The following is an 18,327-nucleotide window of genomic DNA, read 5'->3' as shown; positions in this document are numbered from 1 at the left end:
TCGTTCACCAACTCAAGGTTAGCTACTAAAAACTTTATTGATTACGTTTTGCTTGTTCAGTTTTCAAGGTTCATTTTTCACCGTCGTTCGACGACAGGATTTAATTATATCAAAACATCAATACGTTTGTCAATAACTATTTCAAAACATTTTATTCGTTTTCGCTGTCGAAGTGACAGGAATTAAAATATACCACAATAGCTTTTTATCTGTCAACACTTTCAATCAAATAAGTTTTTTCAATATAGTTGATTAAGCGACAGCTAAATAATACTATCGGATTAAACTCTAATGACATTTCAAATTCCCGACTCAATCGTGGGCTGCCAACTCGATATTATTGCTCCTATAAGAGTCATAGAAAATCATTTTACATTTCCTTATTAAGCTAATGAGGGGCTTTAGTAATTAAGTTTGATTAAATTAACGATATAACCTTGATATGGGAACATATCTAAAGAGCATGTTTTGAAAAAATTGATCGAAACATGCTCCTATTAAGTGTGATAGATTAAGTTATTTATATCACTATAAAATGGGGATACAAAAGCAAAATATCAATAAAAAAATCCTTTTACCGGTCTACATTCCCCAAATCAGCACACCTACTATTATTTATTCTTCAATATTGTGCAATAAAAAGCTTGTCGCCATTTGGAACTGCAAATCATTTTGACGATCCCCTTTGTATATTTTCAACGTTTCGTTCAAGCTGTTAAAGAAGGTAGTGTCCAGATAAATATTATCTTCTGCCTTTGTCAATTTCTTATCCTCTCGATAAAGCTTAACAGCCTCCGCCGTCGATTCATCCAAGTAACCGTCTAAACGAGCAATTTTATAGCCTAGCTTTTTTAAAGCATTTTGCGTATAAGCAATTTCCTCACTCATGTCGCCCTCTTTAAACTTCCCTGATAGTGGATGCATTTGAAAAGCGAATAATTCATTTTGTTCAACAACTAAATTAGCTTCAATACCTTGCCCATGAATCCATTCGCGCTTTGGTGTCAGCCATTTATTTGTGGACAGTTTAAGCTCTCCACCATTTTTCAGAGACCAAGACTCCTGTACTGTTCCCTTTCCAAAACTCTTGACACCAACAAGGGAAGCACGTCCCCAGCTTTTTAAAGCGCCACTAAGTACTTCACTAGCAGATGCACTACCCGAATTCTGTAACACAACAATCGGTATCTTGTACATTGTCTGTAAATATTTTTCATCAAAGCTTTTTGATTCCGTTTTTAATGGTTCCATAGCACCTTCAGCATTTTGCATATAGGCAAACACTTTGCCTTTCTCCAATACTGTGCTTAGTAGCGCTGCGACGCTATGTAAATAACCACCTGGATTATCCCGCACATCAATTACTAACCCTTTTATATCTTTCCGAAGCAATTTACTCGTTTCGGCAACCCATTCATTGGCCGTTTTCTCACCGAATAGTGAGATTTCCACATAACCTAGCGGAGTATTTTCTACGTTCACTACTTCGCTCGTTACTGTTTTATTGGAAATTGCCGCTCGTTCCATCGTCATTTTAATATGTTTATCTTCACTTGGACGATAGACGACAATAGTTACTTTCGTCCCCTTCTCTCCTTGAATTAATTGCATTAGTTCACTCATCTTTTTACCATCTACTCGAACGCTATCAACTTGTACAATTTCATCGAGAGAGCGCATTCCTGCTTTATCTGCTGGGGACGAACGAACTGGAGACACAACAATAAATTTTCCGTTATTTTCAGATAGCTCAATTCCAATGCCCACTCTTTCCTCGGCTAACATTTGTCGGTGTTGTTCCGCTTCTTCCTTCGAATAATAGGTGCTATAAGGGTCCTTAATAGCATCTGCCATACCACGAAGTGCCCCCTCTACTAATGCATCTTTTTTCGTACTGTATACAGATTTTTCCTCAATTAAATTCAACGCTTCATTAATCGAATCAACCTCTGCTACGACCGGCTCCTTTTTATCCCCTAAATTAAACCAGTCAAAATAAACTCCACTACCTAGCAATAGACTACTAGCAAGTACGCCGACACCAGCCATTATTTTGCGCAAACCTTCCCTCCTCCGTCTCTTTTACTGTATGAATTTAATTTTTCAAACATACAAGATTAATCTTCAAATTAATTTGTTGAATTCTATGATTTTTATTTTACGAGTATTCTATTGCATATCTCGGATATTTGTCTTCTTAGCGCAGGTATCCTATCATCATTCGCGGGTATTTCCCTTCCTACCGCGGGTATCCTTTCGTCATTCGCGGGTATTTCCCTTCCTACCGCGGGTATCCTTTCACGAATCATGGACGTTTTATAAACTAGGGAATATTTACGTAAAAAATCTGCTTCGTTTCTTTGTGAAAACGAGCAGATTCTTTGATTTTATTTTTTTGTTTAGTCTAATGCATCTACATAGTTTTTTAACATTTCCGCATTCATTGGCCCTTTAACAGCACGTCGAATATATCCATTTGAATCAATAAAATAGGTTGTAGGAATCGTTAATATTTGATAGGCTAAGCCGGCTGAGTTTTTCGGGTCAAGTAAAATAGGGAAAGTTAAATTGAAGCTATCTCTAAATGTCATTACAGAATCTACTTTTGCGTCATCTGTTACATCTCGTTCAGCCTGTGTTAAATTGACAGCTATTATTTCTACATTATCTTTTTTTGCATATTGTTCATAATAATTTTGCATATGTGGCATTTCTGCCTTGCACGGTGGACAGAATGTTGCCCAAAAGTTTAACACGACTTTTTTTCCACGAAGCTCACTCAATGTCACATCTTTACCGTCCAAACTTGTTAAAGTAAAATCCGGTGGCGTATCTCCATTGTTTAAACCAATTTTTCGTTCATCCATTTCTTTCCCTAGAGAAGCTGTTTCAATTTCACGATCCTTATCAATTTGCTGTTTAACATATGTACCAATCATCGCGACTACTAATAACACGACGATAAGCAGCCCAATATTTTTTTTCATTCCTTACCTCCCAATAATTTAGTACTTTCTCTTTGAACAGCATCATTTAGATACGCCAGCAAAATGCTGAATCGCAATACCTAATATCAATAATATGACGCTCACCCCTACAGCCAGTTGCCATAAACCATGTGGCTGAAAGAGAGCAACAATCATAAGACCAATCGTATATAAAAATAATGCACGATTGATAGCTGTTATTTTCCACAATATGAGGACTGTTAGTGTACTTAGCACAAGTAAAGTAATCATTTCGCTATTGGTTTGATTATCATTTAGTAACACCACAAGCCATTGATAGATCGATTGCGTTAAAATGATTGCCCAACCACAAGCAGCGATCCCAGTTGCGTCAAACTGAATTTTTTGTCGCTTCAGCAAAAGCTGTAATGATGCTGCCAATACTCCTAAAAAGACACCAATTGTTCCACCATTAAAATAAAGGAGCGCAAATGGTTGAGCGATAACAGCTTTAAAATCAGTGACAATTATGCTAAATTTCCAAACGACAATAAAGGTAAAGACTGCGTCACCATATACCCCCGCCCAATTCTTCGGAAATTGTACCCGTAAAACTAGCCATACAATGAAAAAGGCCACAAGAAGAGCGACAGCTGTTGCTGGTAATGTTAGTGTCCGAATAGAGAACCATTCTGTATTAATCACCTACTAAATCCTCCACAAGAAAAGATAGCTTCAGCATAGCATATAATCTTTATATGAACTGTCATTTCACACTGTGTTCAAAAAATCTTCCTAAAAAACGGCACTCAGATTCTTCATGAAATTTAATGACATTCTATCTGTCATTTTTATGATTCTATCCATCACTTTGCTGTTTCTATCCAACTCTATTATTTCTACAAGTACAATATGAAGATTTCCAACGTTTCAAAGCTGCTACCAAGTCTCCTCGGTTTATTGACACTACGTAATCATGACTAGCAAGATTTTCAGCAGAAGTGCCGGGGCATTCACTTTCATCTGTAAATGTGTGAATACCCGATAAATATAAAAAAAGCTATACATTAGAAGAACCCTAATGTATAGCTTTCACTATTTATCAATTATGTCTCGGCATAAAGCTGACGCTTCGCATTCGCTACAAAAGACATTTGCTGAAAGAAGTTAAATCGGAATATATTTCAATGGATTGTCACTTCCGACTGCTTGTCCTCTCCATGGACCGATGTGCACTTCAAAGTGCAAGTGCGGTCCTGTTACACGTCCAGTCATACCCATTGCTGCTATTTGCTGACCTTGGGATACCTCTGAACCTACACTAACATTGAAAGAATTTAAGTGTGCATACACTGTCGTATAAATTTGACCGTTGATAGAATGTGTAATGATGACACAATTACCATACGTGCTTAGTGGTGCAGCATAGGACACAACACCATCAGCTGCTGCCCAAACTGGAGTACCTGTACTATTTGCAAGGTCGACTCCATAATGGAACTCAGAACCGCCAAACTCACGCCATCCATAAGTCGATGTTAAACGACCATTTGTTGGTTTAATCCAAGTACCATTTGTTTGTGGAGCATTGACTATTGAAGACCCACCACCATTATTGCTTGAATTAGATGCCTTGGCTGCAGCTGCGGCAGCTGCGGCCGCCTTACGTTTTGCTTCTTGTTGACGAGCAACTTCAGCTAATCGATTTTGCTCATCAATGATTTTTTGTTGTAATTCCGCACTAATGTCAAGAGCCTCAGAATATTCTTTCTCAAGCAATACTTTTTCTGACTTCAGCTTTTCTTGTTCTTTTTCTAATTGATCAATTAATTTGTTCTTCTCAGTTTTCTGTCCGTTCAATGATGCTTTTAAACGATCAAGCTCAGCTTTTTTATCTTCGAGCTTATGGCGTTTTTCTTCTAAGACTTGCTTTTGTTCTTCTAATTTTTGCTTGTCCTCTTTTTGGTCTTGGATAATTTGGCGATCCGCTTCTAGTAATGTATTGACAGCAGAGAATCTATCAATAAAATCTACAAAGCTATTAGAACCAAGTAATACGTCTAAGTAGCTAACGGAACCACCTGCCTGAATAGCACGCGCACGCTCCTCTAACAATAAATCGCGCTCTTTAATTTTATGCAGAAGTTCTGCAATAGAACCTTCTAAAGCTTTTATATCTTCATTTGCAGATTGAATGTCTGCCCATACATTTTTGATATTACTATTAGTTTTGTCGATATCAGCATTTAATGTTTGAATTTGATCTAATAATTTTTGTTGCTTGTTTTCATTTGTAGAAATATCATTTGTTTTACTTTTGATGGATGAATTCAAGCCATCTTTCTTTGATTCAATTTGTTTTTTTTCATCTTTTAAATCCGATAAACTAGTTGCATACGCTGATGGAGTTTGGATAAAAAGAAATAGTGCAGATGCTGTAGCAAGTGTTTTCATTGAGTTTTTCGCCATACTTTTCACCTATTGAACTCCTTTTCGACTATTAATTTTTTAAAAAATTCGTTTTGTTTGAAGCCTAACGATATTTAGATTTTCAAAAACTTACGTACTGACATGAAACTTCCCCAAATACCAATTAGTACACCGATGAGTAATAATAGACCGCTCACTTGGTACACAAGAGGTGAGAAATCAAGTACTTGAACAAGTTCGCCTTTTAATCGAGGAGCTATAATTCTATATACATTGTGGTAAAGGGTTGCGATGACCGCAATCGGAATAATAGAACCTAAAATTCCGAGCCACATTCCTTCTAATAAAAATGGTATACGCACGAATGAATTCGTTGCTCCGACAAGTTTCATAATTTCTATTTCATCACCGCGTGCAATAATAGTAATTCGAATCGTATTAGAAATTAAGAAAATCGCTGTAAATAATAATCCTAAAATAAGCACTATCCCTACGTTGCGACTAATATTTAAGAAGTTAAATAGCTTTTCTACTTTGCCTTCACCATACATAACGTCATATGTATACTCAAATTTATCAATTTTTTTAGCAACAGCAGCTGTTTGCTGAGGATCAGAAGCCTTCACATAAATAACATTACGTAATGGATTACTTTGCTCAAATAGTTTAAAATCGTCCCCAAAATCTTTTACTAATTTCGTTAATTCATTTTCCCTTGTCGAATAGGTCATCTCTGCGATATCTGGCAATTTCTTTATTTTTTCCATGAGTGCTTTTTCAGCAGCTTTATCTGCTGTTTCATCGATTAACACTTTAATTTCAACATCGTTCTCTAAATCAGATGCTACTTTATTTAAATTCATCATAATTAGCGCGAATACGCCTACTAATATTAATGTAACTGTTACTGCGCTCACTGAGGCAATAGTCATCCAGCTATTACGACCAAGAGACTTAAAACTTTCTCGGAAGTGACGTTTTACCGTATTAAACTTCATAGCCGTAGTCACCTCCATGCTCATCACGGACAATCATTCCGCCTTCAATTGCAATTACTCGACGACGAATCGTATTTACGATTTCACGGTTATGGGTTGCCATTACAATAGTTGTACCTCTTGCATTAATTTCTTCGAATAAATTCATAATGTCCCAAGATGTCTCAGGGTCAAGATTCCCAGTAGGTTCATCCGCAATAACGACCTTCGGCACATTCACAATAGAACGTGCAATCGAAACACGTTGCTGTTCGCCACCTGAAAGTTCATTAGGGAACATTCTTGCCTTTTGCTTCAGGCCAACGAGCTCTAAAACCTCCATTACACGACGGCGAATTTCTATTGGGTCTTCCTCGATTACCTCAAGTGCAAACGCTACATTTTCATAAACACTCAAACGAGGTAGCAGTTTGAAGTCCTGGAAAACAACACCGATTTGACGACGTAAAAAAGGTACCTTTTTATTTTTCAATCCTGCTAAATTTATGCCATTAACAGTGATTTCTCCAGAAGTAGCTTTTTCCTCGCGGTACATTAATTTAATGAATGTAGATTTACCTGCACCACTTGGACCTACAACATAGACAAATTCACCTTGCTTTATGTTTACGGAAAGCCCATTTGTCGCAACAACGCCATTTGGATACTTCTTTGTCACATTTTTCATTTCTATCATATTTAAACCACCTAAATCTCTTACCATGTAAGAGGTATTTCATTATCTATTATAGCATTCTATTTCTCCCTTTTTTATTACATTTTCATTTCATTACGTGGTAGTTCTTGTTATTTCGTTATTTGATTGCCATAAAAATAGCATAAACTCGACATATAAGAAAACAGAAATCGAGCTCAATAGAGGGAAGTCGATTTCTGTTTTTCTTATGTTTTTAAGCAATAAAAAAGCATTCAAGCTATGCTGTTTTGCATAGCCTGAATGCTTTTTATTATTATCCGCCGGAGGCTTTAGGCCAACTTGATGTTGGTCACTCAGTCGTGTGTTGTTGCTGACGCTGCGCTTTCGCACAGATAAAACCGTGTTGCTGACGCTGCGCTTTCGCTACACAAAATAATTGCTGAAAGGAGTTAAATTTGCTGCTCGTCAGTTGTTGTATAGCGTACTAAAACTGCACCTGTTTTAGACTCACCTTCGATAAATAGACGATTAGCATTCTCTACTTCTTTATCAAAACGTACTACTTTTGATAAAAATTGATCCTGTAATTCAATTTTTGAAACATCTTGAATACCAACATCTACTTTACCAAAATTCGTAACAATTTTACCGCTTAACGATATTGTACGCGGCACATACAATTCAACAGCTCCTGCGACTGTTTGTGCTTTGATTTTCGATGAATTAGTAGAGCAAGTTGTGACAACAACATGTCCATTAACCGATTTTGCTTCAACTTCATCCAATGCGCCATCTAAATAGACACGGCCATTCAATGTTTCAGCCTCTAAATCTTTACCACGAACATTTATTAATTCAATCGAACCATTAGAAGAATCCACTTCTGCCTTTCCAAAGTTAAACTTAGAGCCTTTAATCGCACCGTTTAATGTCTTTACTTTTAATTGCTCGAAATCCGTATCTTGTAATGTAACACTACCGTTCATTAATCGTACTGATAATTTTTCTAATTTATCCTTTGGAACAAGTACTTTAACATTTACTTGAGCAAGCTTAAGTTGGCTTAAAATTCGTAGTGAATCTCCATCATTTTTAACAACGAATTGCTCTAGGAAATTAGCACGTGTTTCTTCTTCACTATCATTAACAAAAGGTGCCTTTACTTTGCAAATGACTTGGAAGCTATCTCCTTCAGCAGTTTCTAAAGAAAAATTGCCATTCGGTAATTCAACAATTATTTTTTCTACATGTTCAGCTGCAACTTCTTCCGTATGTGTAAACTCGAATTTATCACCAAATGGAGAAGTGACATCAAATTCTTTGACCTTTTTTACTGCCGTATTCATCATATCCATAAAGAGTGAACCGATTTGTGTTAAATCTTTACGGAAATCTCGCATTTCTTCTTGTAAATATTCAGAGAAATCTTCATCTTTTTGTGGTTGTTCATCTTTGTGACTTTCATTTTTAAAGACTGACTCTTTTTCTGTTGAGGAATGTTGGTCCTCATTTGCCACATCATTCATAACATTTTGAGTGGACTTGCTAGGTTGCTCTAATGCTTCTAATAATGTAATCGCCTCTTGCGCTGAAATTGTTCCTTTTTCCACAAGTTCTAAAATTCGTTTACGTTCATTTTGCATAATTAAAATAGCCTCCCTCAGTTCGTTATATTATTTATACGATTCATTTTGTGAAAAGTTTCACCATAAAAATGAAAATATTGGGGATATATCTTTTTTAAGCTCTTAACGATAAGCGTGGGGTTGATTTCCGTTCCGGCTGGGCGCTTTCCAGGTGGCGTCCAGCCTCCACTCCAATCAACCTATCCACATGACATACGTTTTATCGTAATATCATCCAACTTTTGAATTTTATCGATACACCTTCAACTTTTATCATCCAACTTTTCATTTTTATCGACATCTACCTTCGTGCACATAAAAAAGTTCGCAAATCCCCATTAGGTAGTTTGCGAACTTTTTATAATTATTGAGAAGCCTTTGCTAAAACAGCTTCCATACGCATACGATCTCTTGTTAATATTGGCTTTAAATATTTCCCTGTATACGAGCCACTTACTTCTACGACTTCTTCTGGTGTACCTGTCGCCACAATAGTACCACCTTTGTCTCCACCTTCAGGTCCTAAATCGATAATGTAGTCTGCTGTCTTGATGACATCTAAATTATGTTCGATTACTAGCACTGAATCGCCATTTTCTACAAGACGCTGTAGAACAACGAGTAAACGTGCAATATCATGCGCATGTAAGCCCGTTGTCGGCTCGTCTAAAATATAGAATGATTTTCCTGTTGAACGACGGTGTAATTCAGAGGCTAATTTTACACGCTGTGCCTCACCACCAGATAAAGTCGTTGCAGGTTGTCCTAGTTTCATATAGCCTAATCCTACATCCACGATCGTTTGTAGTTTACGCTGGATTTTCGGAATATTTTCGAAGAATACTACTGCGTTTTCAATCGTCATATCTAAAATATCCGCAATGCTCTTATCTTTATATTTCACTTCCAGCGTTTCACGGTTATAACGCTTCCCATGACAGACTTCACATGGCACGTAAACATCTGGCAGGAAATGCATTTCAATTTTTATAATACCGTCACCACGACAAGCCTCACAGCGGCCTCCTTTAACGTTAAAGCTAAAGCGACCTTTTTTATAGCCACGTACCTTTGCCTCATTTGTTGCTGCAAAGACATCTCGAATATCATCAAAAACCCCTGTATACGTAGCAGGATTAGAGCGAGGTGTACGACCGATTGGTGATTGGTCAATATCAATAACCTTTTCGAGCTCATCAATCCCCGTTACTTCTTTATGTTCGCCCGGCTTTACTTTTGAACGATTAAGCTTTTGAGCTAATGATTTATATAAAATTTCATTAATAAGCGTTGATTTACCTGACCCCGAAACCCCTGTTACTGCAACGAATAAGCCAAGTGGTATATCAACTTTCACATTTTGAAGATTATTTTCCTTGGCACCTTTAATCGATAATTTGCGTCCATTCGGTTTGCGTCGCTCAATTGGCAGTGGAATAAACTTTTTGCCACTTAAGTATTGCCCCGTCAATGACTTTTCATTGTCCATTACTTCCTGCGGTGTGCCTGCCGCTACAATTTGACCACCATGCACACCTGCGCCAGGACCAACATCAATAAGATAATCCGCCGCCAGCATCGTATCTTCATCGTGCTCGACAACAATAAGCGTATTGCCAATATCACGCATATTTTGCAGTGTACTAATAAGACGGTCATTATCACGTTGATGCAAGCCGATTGATGGTTCGTCTAAAATATAAAGGACACCCGTTAATCGCGAGCCGATTTGTGTTGCAAGGCGAATTCGTTGAGCTTCTCCCCCTGAAAGTGTCCCTGCTGCTCGACTTAACGTTAAATAATCTAACCCTACATTGACAAGGAAGCCTAGTCGTTCTTCAATTTCGCGTAAGACAAGACGAGCAATTTTCATATCCTTTTCTGATAAATCCAGCTCTTTGAAAAATGTATCAGCTTCCTGAATTGAATACTGTGTAACTTCACCAATATGCTTATCTGCTAGTTTTACAGCTAATGTTTCAGGCTTTAAGCGATAACCTTTACAAGATGGACATGCTTGCTGCGCCATATATTTTTCCATTTGTTCACGCACGTAATCAGACGTTGTCTCCTTAAAACGGCGCTCCACATTACGGACAACTCCTTCGAATTCAATCATTTGATCTCGCACATTGCCAAACTCATTTTCATAATGGAAGTGGATTTTATCTTTACCAGAACCATATAAAATTTTATCCATCTGTTCTTTCGGAAGATCCTTTACTGGGACGTCCATTGGGATATCATAATGATCGCATACAGCCTTTAATAACTGTGGATAATATTGAGAGCTTGTTGGTTCCCACGGTGCTATAGCATGCTCTAATAGACTACGATCCCAATCAGGCACTACTAAATCAAGATCTACCTCTTGTGTCGAGCCTAAGCCATCACAGCTTGGACAAGCTCCAAATGGACTATTAAATGAAAACATGCGAGGCTCTAGCTCACCGATTGAAAATCCACATAACGGACAAGCATGATGCTCACTAAATAATAATTCCTCATGTTCCATCACATCGACAAGTACACGCCCATCTGCCAAACGTAATGCTGTCTCTAAGGAATCACTAAGACGTGATGCGATACCTTCCTTCATAACAACACGATCGACGACTACTTCTATTGAATGCTTTTTGTTTTTATCAAGTTCAATCGCATCATCTAAATCACGTAGCTCGCCGTCGATACGTACTCGAACAAAACCTTGCTTTTTTAAATCTTCCAGTAGCTTTACGTGCGTTCCCTTACGCCCTGAAACCATTGGAGCAAGTAACTGCATTTTCGTTCTTTCTGGATAAGTTAATAAACGATCGACCATTTGCTCAATTGTTTGGGAAGTAATTTCAATACCATGATTCGTACAAATAGGCTTACCGATGCGCGCAAATAGCAAACGTAAATAATCATAGATTTCCGTTACTGTCCCAACTGTAGAACGTGGGTTACGGCTCGTCGTTTTTTGATCGATTGAAATAGCAGGAGATAATCCCTCAATCGCATCAACATCTGGTTTATCCATTTGACCAAGGAATTGACGTGCATAAGCTGAAAGGGATTCCACATAACGACGTTGTCCCTCGGCATAAATCGTATCGAACGCTAATGATGATTTCCCTGAGCCCGATAAACCTGTTAGCACGACTAATTGATCGCGTGGAATTGTGACATTAATATTTTTTAAATTATGTGCTCGTGCGCCTTGCACGACTATTTCAGTATTTTTCACAAGCCGTTCACCCTTCTGATTTCAATTCAAATATTGTATCGCGCAGCTCAGCAGCACGTTCGAAATCGAGTGCTTTCGCTGCTTCCTTCATTTCTACTTCTAGTGTAGCAAGTAACTGCTCTTTTTCCGCCTTCGTCAGCTTCTTACCTTTCGTTGCCTTCGTTACATAAGACTCTTCTTCCTCTGCCACCTGTGTCGCGCGAATAACATCAGGAATTTTCTTCACAATCGTTTTCGGTGTAATGCCATGCTCTTCGTTATACGCCATTTGCATTGTTCGACGACGCTTCGTTTCTTCAATCGCCTTTTTCATCGAATCCGTCATATTATCTGCGTACATAATGACATGACCATTAGCATTACGTGCAGCACGTCCAATCGTTTGAATTAATGAACGCTCTGAACGTAAAAATCCTTCCTTGTCAGCATCTAAAATCGCCACAAGAGAAACCTCAGGAATATCTAACCCTTCTCGTAATAAGTTAATGCCGATTAGAACATCATAAGTACCTTTTCGCAGCTCGCGAATAATTTCAATTCGCTCAAGCGTCTTAATCTCTGAATGCAAGTACTCCACCTTTAAGCCCATTTCCTTCAAATAAGCTGATAAATCCTCTGACATTTTTTTCGTCAATGTTGTAACGAGCACCCGTTCATCACGAGCAATACGCCCTTGAATCTCATCGATTAAATCATCAATTTGCCCTTCAATAGGTCGTACGTCAATTTGTGGATCAAGCAGCCCTGTTGGACGAATAATTTGCTGCACCATTTCTGGAGAATGCTCAAGCTCATACGGGCCAGGTGTTGCCGATACATAAATAGCTTGATGTATATGTTTCTCAAATTCTTCAAAACGTAAAGGGCGGTTATCTAGTGCTGATGGCAAACGGAAGCCATGCTCAACTAACACACCTTTACGTGCTTGGTCACCGTTATACATCCCTCGAACTTGTGGCAAAGTAACGTGGCTTTCATCAACAACAAGTAAAAAATCATCAGGGAAATAGTCAAGTAGCGTATATGGCGTTGCTCCCGCTTCACGCAATGTTAAATGACGCGAGTAGTTTTCGATACCTGAGCAAAAGCCCATTTCACCCATCATTTCTAAATCATAACGAGTGCGTTGCTCTAAACGCTGTGCCTCCAACAATCTATCCTCTGCACGTAAAAGAGCTAGACGCTCCTCCAACTCTTTTTCAATATTTTCAATGGCTTTTCGCATTTTTTCTTCTCGTGTAACGAAGTGGGATGCTGGGAAAATAGCTACATGATCACGCTCTGCTAGTATTTCTCCAGTTAACGCATCTACCTCACGAATTCGGTCGATCTCGTCCCCAAAAAATTCTACGCGGATACATTGTTCGTCACGGGATGCTGGAAAAATTTCTACTACATCACCACGTACCCGAAACGTACCTCGTGTAAAACTCACATCATTACGCTCATACTGTACATCGACCAGTTTTCGAAGCAACTGATTACGTTCAATTTCCATTCCAGTACGAACTGACACGACCATTTCACGATATTCTTCTGGAGAACCTAGACCATAAATACAGGACACGGATGCAATAATAATGACATCATCACGCTCGAATAATGCAGATGTCGCAGAGTGACGCAACTTATCAATTTCATCATTAATGCTTGAATCTTTCTCGATATAAGTATCCGTCTGCGGTACATAGGCCTCTGGCTGAAAGTAATCATAGTAACTAACAAAGTATTCAACTGCATTATTAGGGAAGAACTCTTTAAACTCACTATATAATTGACCCGCTAGTGTTTTATTGTGTGCCATAATAAGTGTCGGTTTTTTTACCTGTTTAATGACATTAGAAATCGTAAACGTTTTTCCTGTTCCTGTTGCACCGAGTAATGTTTGATGACGTTTACCTGCACGTACACCCTCCACTAATTCCGCAATTGCCTGTGGCTGATCTCCATTAGGCGTATATGGCGCTTGTAAATCAAATGTTTGCACACATGTCCCCGTCCTTTCCTACCAATTTGATACATATATTTTAGCATAGCATTATTAAAATTTCGAACATTTAACGAACGAATGTTTGTGAAAAATTTTTCCGTTTGCTATACTTAAGATGACACTGATAGAACGTATGTACTAAAAATTCAATTACAGCCTATCTATAAATAGATTACCCTTTCCAAATGTTAGTTAATCGAGATGGGAAGATGTAAATGCATGACCTTAGAGGGGAAAGACGCTCAGGTGGGGTGAAGAATTTGATCGGGTAGTTAGCCGATAAAACTGATCAGCTAGTACGAAAATAGCAAAAAAATCCCGCCCTCCAATAAGCGGAGAACGGGCTCGTCATATTATTCACTTGCATCTTGGTGTAAAGCTACTAGTTCGGCTGCGTATAGATGAAATGCCTTTTCATCTTTTTCATCGAGCGCTCTATCTATCAGAACCATGAGCTGCTCTTCACGATGCTTACGCTGGATATGATTTAAAAATAAATCTAAATAAATCTCGTTTAATAATTTCTCTGCCTCATCAACTTTCTTTGACTGACCAACGGCTTTTAGAAAATCTGTATACGAATAATATTTATCCAACGATCTCACCTCGATCCTTTTCTAAATTATATGAAAATTGAAATTAAAATGCAATGTTTAAGAACTGAAAATCACTTCGATTTACTATTAATCTCTTGCTGTTTCAAGCAATTGCTTAGAGAAATTGCTTGAAACAGCAATGGTTTTCTCCTTTTGTCTATATTTTCTGAATTTTAATTTATGTTTTACACTTCAATAACAAATAGAAAAAGGAGGCTTACATAGATGTCAGCAAACTACGTCAATGCATATTTAATGTCTTTCAACACCTATTTACTTCAGCCAATTCAGTATGACTCTAAAATTTTCACACGGGTAATTGATAAGCACAATGAATTGATCGTCACACGGAAACCAATGCATATATTACGAAAATCTTGTGTCTCACTAGGAACAACTTATGAAGCAGCAAGACATTCCGCCAAACGCTTTTTCGGTAATCAACATAAGCTTCCAATCGTTGTTGCTTATGATTACGGTTATCCATGTATTTTTCTCCCAACATATTCGCCAAACTCTGTCCACAATATTTGGATTGGACTTCACGCCATTGCGAATATTGTACCGAGTAGAATGGGCTGTATCGTCACACTGAAAAATAATAAACAGATTGAACTGTCTATTCAATATGCTTCGATTAGTAAGCAATTTGTCAATGCATCGATGCTCTATAAGCATTACATGAATGAACGTAAGGAGATTAGCCAAGACACTCCGTTTCATCCACCTTTTTAACTTCTTTCAGCTACAGAAGTCTCCTACCTCTATAGGTGGCGAGATGAATACAGTTTTAAGTCACTTATCAGTGGGTGTTCAAACATCCGCTGATAGAAGTTAAGCCTCCGGCGGATGTCATGAAATCGGAAAGGAGTTCTTCGTGCAAGCACAAAGCCGATTCTAAATCAATTATGCCGAGGCATAATTGATTTAGAATCAAAAAAACCCCCTCAAAAGCACAATTTTACTGTGCCTCTGAGGGGCTTTCATTACCCGATTTTTGAACGTAAGTATGCATTAATGAATGGATCTACATCACCATCCATCACCGCTCCTACATTACCTGTTTCTTCATTTGTACGATGATCCTTCACCATTGAATATGGATGGAATACATATGAACGAATTTGTGAACCCCAGCCGATTTCCTTCTGTTCACCACGGATTTCATCTAGCTGTGCTTGCTGCTTGTCGATCTCTAATTGATAGAGTTTCCCTTTTAGCATCGTCATGGCTTTTTCACGGTTTTTAATTTGTGAACGTTCTGCCTGACATTGTACGACAGTACCAGTTGGAATGTGTGTAATACGAACAGCTGAATCTGTCGTATTAATATGCTGACCACCTGCACCTGTTGCACGATACGTATCAATTTTTAAATCCTCTGTACGAATATCAATTTCAATATTGTCATCGAATTCAGGCATAACATCACAAGAAACGAATGATGTATGACGACGACCCGAAGAGTCAAACGGTGAAATACGTACTAAACGATGGACACCTTTTTCTGCTTGTAAATAGCCGTAAGCATTGTGACCCTTAATGGACAATGTTACAGATTTAATCCCTGCTTCATCGCCAGGAAGATAATCAACTGTTTCGACTTTAAAACCACGTTTTTCTGCCCAGCGTGTGTACATACGAAGCAGCATTGAGCCCCAATCCTGAGATTCCGTACCACCAGCTCCTGGGTGTAGCTCTAAAATCGCATTATTTTGATCGTATGGACCGCTTAATAGTAATTGCAGCTCAAAATCGCCCATTTTTTGCTGGAATTCTACTAATTCATTGCCTAGCTCCTCCTGCAATTCTTCATCAGGCTCTTCTCGCAATAGCTCTAGCGTCATATCTAGGTTCTCATGTGTTTCCAATAAATCTTTATATTCATTAACAATGGCCTTTAAGCCATTGCTCTCATTAATGACTACCTGTGCGCCTTGCTGATCATCCCAGAAGCCTGGCTCAAGCATCATTTCATCTAATTCCTGAATGCGTGCCTCTTTGTTTTCTAAGTCAAAGAGACCTCCTGAAATCCGCCAATTTTTTGGCTGAAGTGTCTAACGCGTTACGTACATTTGCTAATTCAATCATTGTTAAATCCTCCGAACATTATTAATGGGGCCATCTTATCAATTTCGCCTTGGCGTAATTGTTGCTGTCGCTTTGCTTTCGCACAGATAAACAATGCGTCCGGATTTTGAATTGTGCCTAGGCCTGCACGACGCAGGTCAGTTAGCCGTTTTCGCAGGATGCGAAGGTTTTAGGCTAACATCCTTTATTCCTTCCTCTCAAAATCCGTGACATCCGCCGGAGGCTTTCTTCATTCAGTAGGTGTTTGGACAAGGAATCACATCCGCATTCATCTCACCACCTGCAGAGGTGGGAGTCTTCTGCTGAATGAAGATAAAACTTCTACGATAGAAGTTTAAATATCGATACATTAAAGCCCCGATCTTTTTATTATAACGTTTTTACGGCGGAAAACATACTTTTTTACAACTCAGCATTCGTTTCAGTCTTTTTCAGCTTCATCCTCAAAAATAACATCGTTCACCATACGTTGGAATACTTTACCTCGATCGTATTGAACTAATAAATTCTTTGTTCGTTTCTCCAGTTTATATTTTAGTAAAAAAGCTCTTTGAATTCTGTTTTCAAATGCTCTAACACTTAGATCCACATTAGTTTCATAGCCGTTCATAAAAATTACTCTTGTATTCTTTTTATCGACAGCTAGATAGTCCTGAATATGATGAACAGCAAACCATATACAGTCACGTCGTACATAAGACTTACTTGGAAACCATACAATATTACTTTGTTCATGAACAACTATTGGATTTTTATTCAACTTTCCAAGTATCATTCTCGAGCCATCGAAAGCCCCTCTTAAGCTAGAACCAAAATAACGTAGATTATAATCCATTAATTTTGTCGGTGCTAATTTTGAAATATATTCGTTATTCCTTTCTACTACGCGTGTGCACAAGTTTCCATGGGCATCATACTCCGGTATATACAGCATCGTTTCACTACTCATAATGTCATCACTATGCATGTCAATCCTCCTTATTTTTTCTAGTAAAGAGGCGTATACTAATAAATATATTGGTATTCGCCAATGTATTTCCTTGAGAAGGTCTGGCCAGGACATCTTTTCTCGAGGATTCTTTATATCCACCCATGAATCACCCCCTTTATTCAAAATTCAGGTTCAAATCAACGAAACTTTCCAACTATTTATATTCATAATAGATCAGAAAAAAGTTATAAACATTACCCTTTTCATTGAACTATTTACCTATTGTTACAGTATTATATACCTTTATCAGAATTTTCAATTATTTTTAAACTCTGATTGAAAAACCTTCCACCGACTTTTTGGCGATTGTTCGCACATTCGCTATGGTCTTGGCTAGCAGCAAGCGTATCGTGAAAATATTCTAAAACAATAGAATCAGAACCACCAGTCTAACTGGTGGTTTGCTCTACGCGTGAAACGCTGGGGTACTGGCCCATGTCTAAAGACACACTGAAAGGTCCGCCAACCGCACTCCGTTTTCACGCTACCACTAAAGTGGTTTTATTATTTTCGCTTTTTTGATTTTATTTCTTCTCCTGTAAATGGATCAATGAATTCTTTCATGGTCATTTGATCCTCAAGAATATCCTCTTGTAATTGATTTTTTATATATTCCTGAATGATTTTTCTGTTTCTTCCTACTGTATCTACATAATATCCGCGACACCAAAACTTCCTGTTTCCATATTTATATTTTAGGTTCGCATGTCGATCGAATATCATTAAACTACTTTTCCCTTTCAAATAACCCACAAACGATGAAACACTTAATTTTGGTGGAATACTCACCAA

Annotated in this window: 14 protein-coding genes; 1 reads left to right on the top strand and 13 read right to left on the bottom strand. The window is 38.0% G+C overall.

All coding sequences use genetic code 11. The features are described from left to right. Nucleotides 1-615 precede the first annotated feature (615 nt). The 10 genes from AMS59_RS23890 to AMS59_RS23845 all read right to left on the bottom strand — a co-directional run bounded on the left by AMS59_RS23890 (nucleotide 616) and on the right by AMS59_RS23845 (nucleotide 14,453). On the bottom strand, nucleotides 616-2,061 hold the full coding sequence (locus AMS59_RS23890; RefSeq protein ID WP_053486201.1) for a S41 family peptidase: 1,446 nt from the start codon (nucleotides 2,059-2,061) through the stop codon (nucleotides 616-618). A 338-nt stretch (nucleotides 2,062-2,399) separates the two neighbouring features. Further along, on the bottom strand, nucleotides 2,400-2,987 hold the full coding sequence (locus AMS59_RS23885; protein ID WP_053486200.1) for a peroxiredoxin: 588 nt from the start codon (nucleotides 2,985-2,987) through the stop codon (nucleotides 2,400-2,402). A 42-nt stretch (nucleotides 2,988-3,029) separates the two neighbouring features. After that, nucleotides 3,030-3,653, bottom strand: a complete 624-nt coding sequence (locus AMS59_RS23880) for a hypothetical protein (protein WP_053486199.1) — start codon at nucleotides 3,651-3,653, stop codon at nucleotides 3,030-3,032. A 462-nt stretch (nucleotides 3,654-4,115) separates the two neighbouring features. Next, entirely contained in the window at nucleotides 4,116-5,426 is a 1,311-nt protein-coding gene (locus AMS59_RS23875) for a murein hydrolase activator EnvC (RefSeq protein ID WP_053486198.1), read from the bottom strand. A 65-nt stretch (nucleotides 5,427-5,491) separates the two neighbouring features. Then, complete coding sequence (ftsX, locus tag AMS59_RS23870; protein ID WP_053486197.1) at nucleotides 5,492-6,376, bottom strand: permease-like cell division protein FtsX; 885 nt, start codon at nucleotides 6,374-6,376, stop codon at nucleotides 5,492-5,494. Further along, complete coding sequence (ftsE, locus tag AMS59_RS23865) at nucleotides 6,366-7,052, bottom strand: cell division ATP-binding protein FtsE (protein WP_053486196.1); 687 nt, start codon at nucleotides 7,050-7,052, stop codon at nucleotides 6,366-6,368. Before ftsE ends, ftsX begins: the two co-directional genes overlap by 11 nt. A 410-nt stretch (nucleotides 7,053-7,462) precedes the next feature. Then, nucleotides 7,463-8,656, bottom strand: a complete 1,194-nt coding sequence (locus AMS59_RS23860) for a DUF4097 family beta strand repeat-containing protein (RefSeq protein ID WP_053486195.1) — start codon at nucleotides 8,654-8,656, stop codon at nucleotides 7,463-7,465. A 346-nt stretch (nucleotides 8,657-9,002) separates the two neighbouring features. Further along, entirely contained in the window at nucleotides 9,003-11,867 is a 2,865-nt protein-coding gene (uvrA, locus tag AMS59_RS23855) for an excinuclease ABC subunit UvrA (protein WP_053486194.1), read from the bottom strand. Between the two features lie 7 nt (nucleotides 11,868-11,874). Next, nucleotides 11,875-13,854: an excinuclease ABC subunit UvrB gene (uvrB, locus tag AMS59_RS23850; protein ID WP_053486193.1), complete on the bottom strand. Its 1,980-nt coding sequence runs from the start codon at nucleotides 13,852-13,854 to the stop codon at nucleotides 11,875-11,877. Between the two features lie 356 nt (nucleotides 13,855-14,210). Beyond that, nucleotides 14,211-14,453: an IDEAL domain-containing protein gene (locus AMS59_RS23845; protein WP_053486192.1), complete on the bottom strand. Its 243-nt coding sequence runs from the start codon at nucleotides 14,451-14,453 to the stop codon at nucleotides 14,211-14,213. Between the two features lie 225 nt (nucleotides 14,454-14,678). Here AMS59_RS23845 and AMS59_RS23840 point away from each other — a divergent pair, with 225 nt between their 5' ends. Continuing rightward, a complete protein-coding gene (locus tag AMS59_RS23840; protein ID WP_053486191.1) occupies nucleotides 14,679-15,188 on the top strand; it encodes a competence protein ComK in 510 nt (169 codons plus the stop codon). A gap of 251 nt (nucleotides 15,189-15,439) precedes the next feature. Here the strand turns inward: AMS59_RS23840 and prfB are convergent. From prfB to tnpA, 3 genes are all read right to left on the bottom strand, one after another. Next, a protein-coding gene (gene prfB, locus AMS59_RS23835; RefSeq protein ID WP_369814364.1) for a peptide chain release factor 2 occupies nucleotides 15,440-16,544 on the bottom strand; the annotation gives its coding sequence in 2 pieces (ribosomal slippage) (nucleotides 15,440-16,468 and nucleotides 16,470-16,544; 1,104 coding nt in all). Between the two features lie 421 nt (nucleotides 16,545-16,965). Beyond that, a complete protein-coding gene (locus AMS59_RS23830; RefSeq protein WP_053486190.1) occupies nucleotides 16,966-17,511 on the bottom strand; it encodes a competence protein ComK in 546 nt (181 codons plus the stop codon). 528 nt (nucleotides 17,512-18,039) lie between these two features. After that, nucleotides 18,040-18,327 (bottom strand): IS200/IS605 family transposase (gene tnpA / locus AMS59_RS23825; protein WP_082337788.1); only part of this gene is annotated, 288 nt, incomplete at its 5' end.

This window comes from Lysinibacillus sp. FJAT-14745, assembly GCF_001275675.1.
Taxonomy (GTDB): domain Bacteria; phylum Bacillota; class Bacilli; order Bacillales_A; family Planococcaceae; genus Lysinibacillus.
The sequence above is the reverse complement of the archived record's forward strand: the minus strand, read 5'-3'. Positions and strand labels throughout refer to the sequence as shown.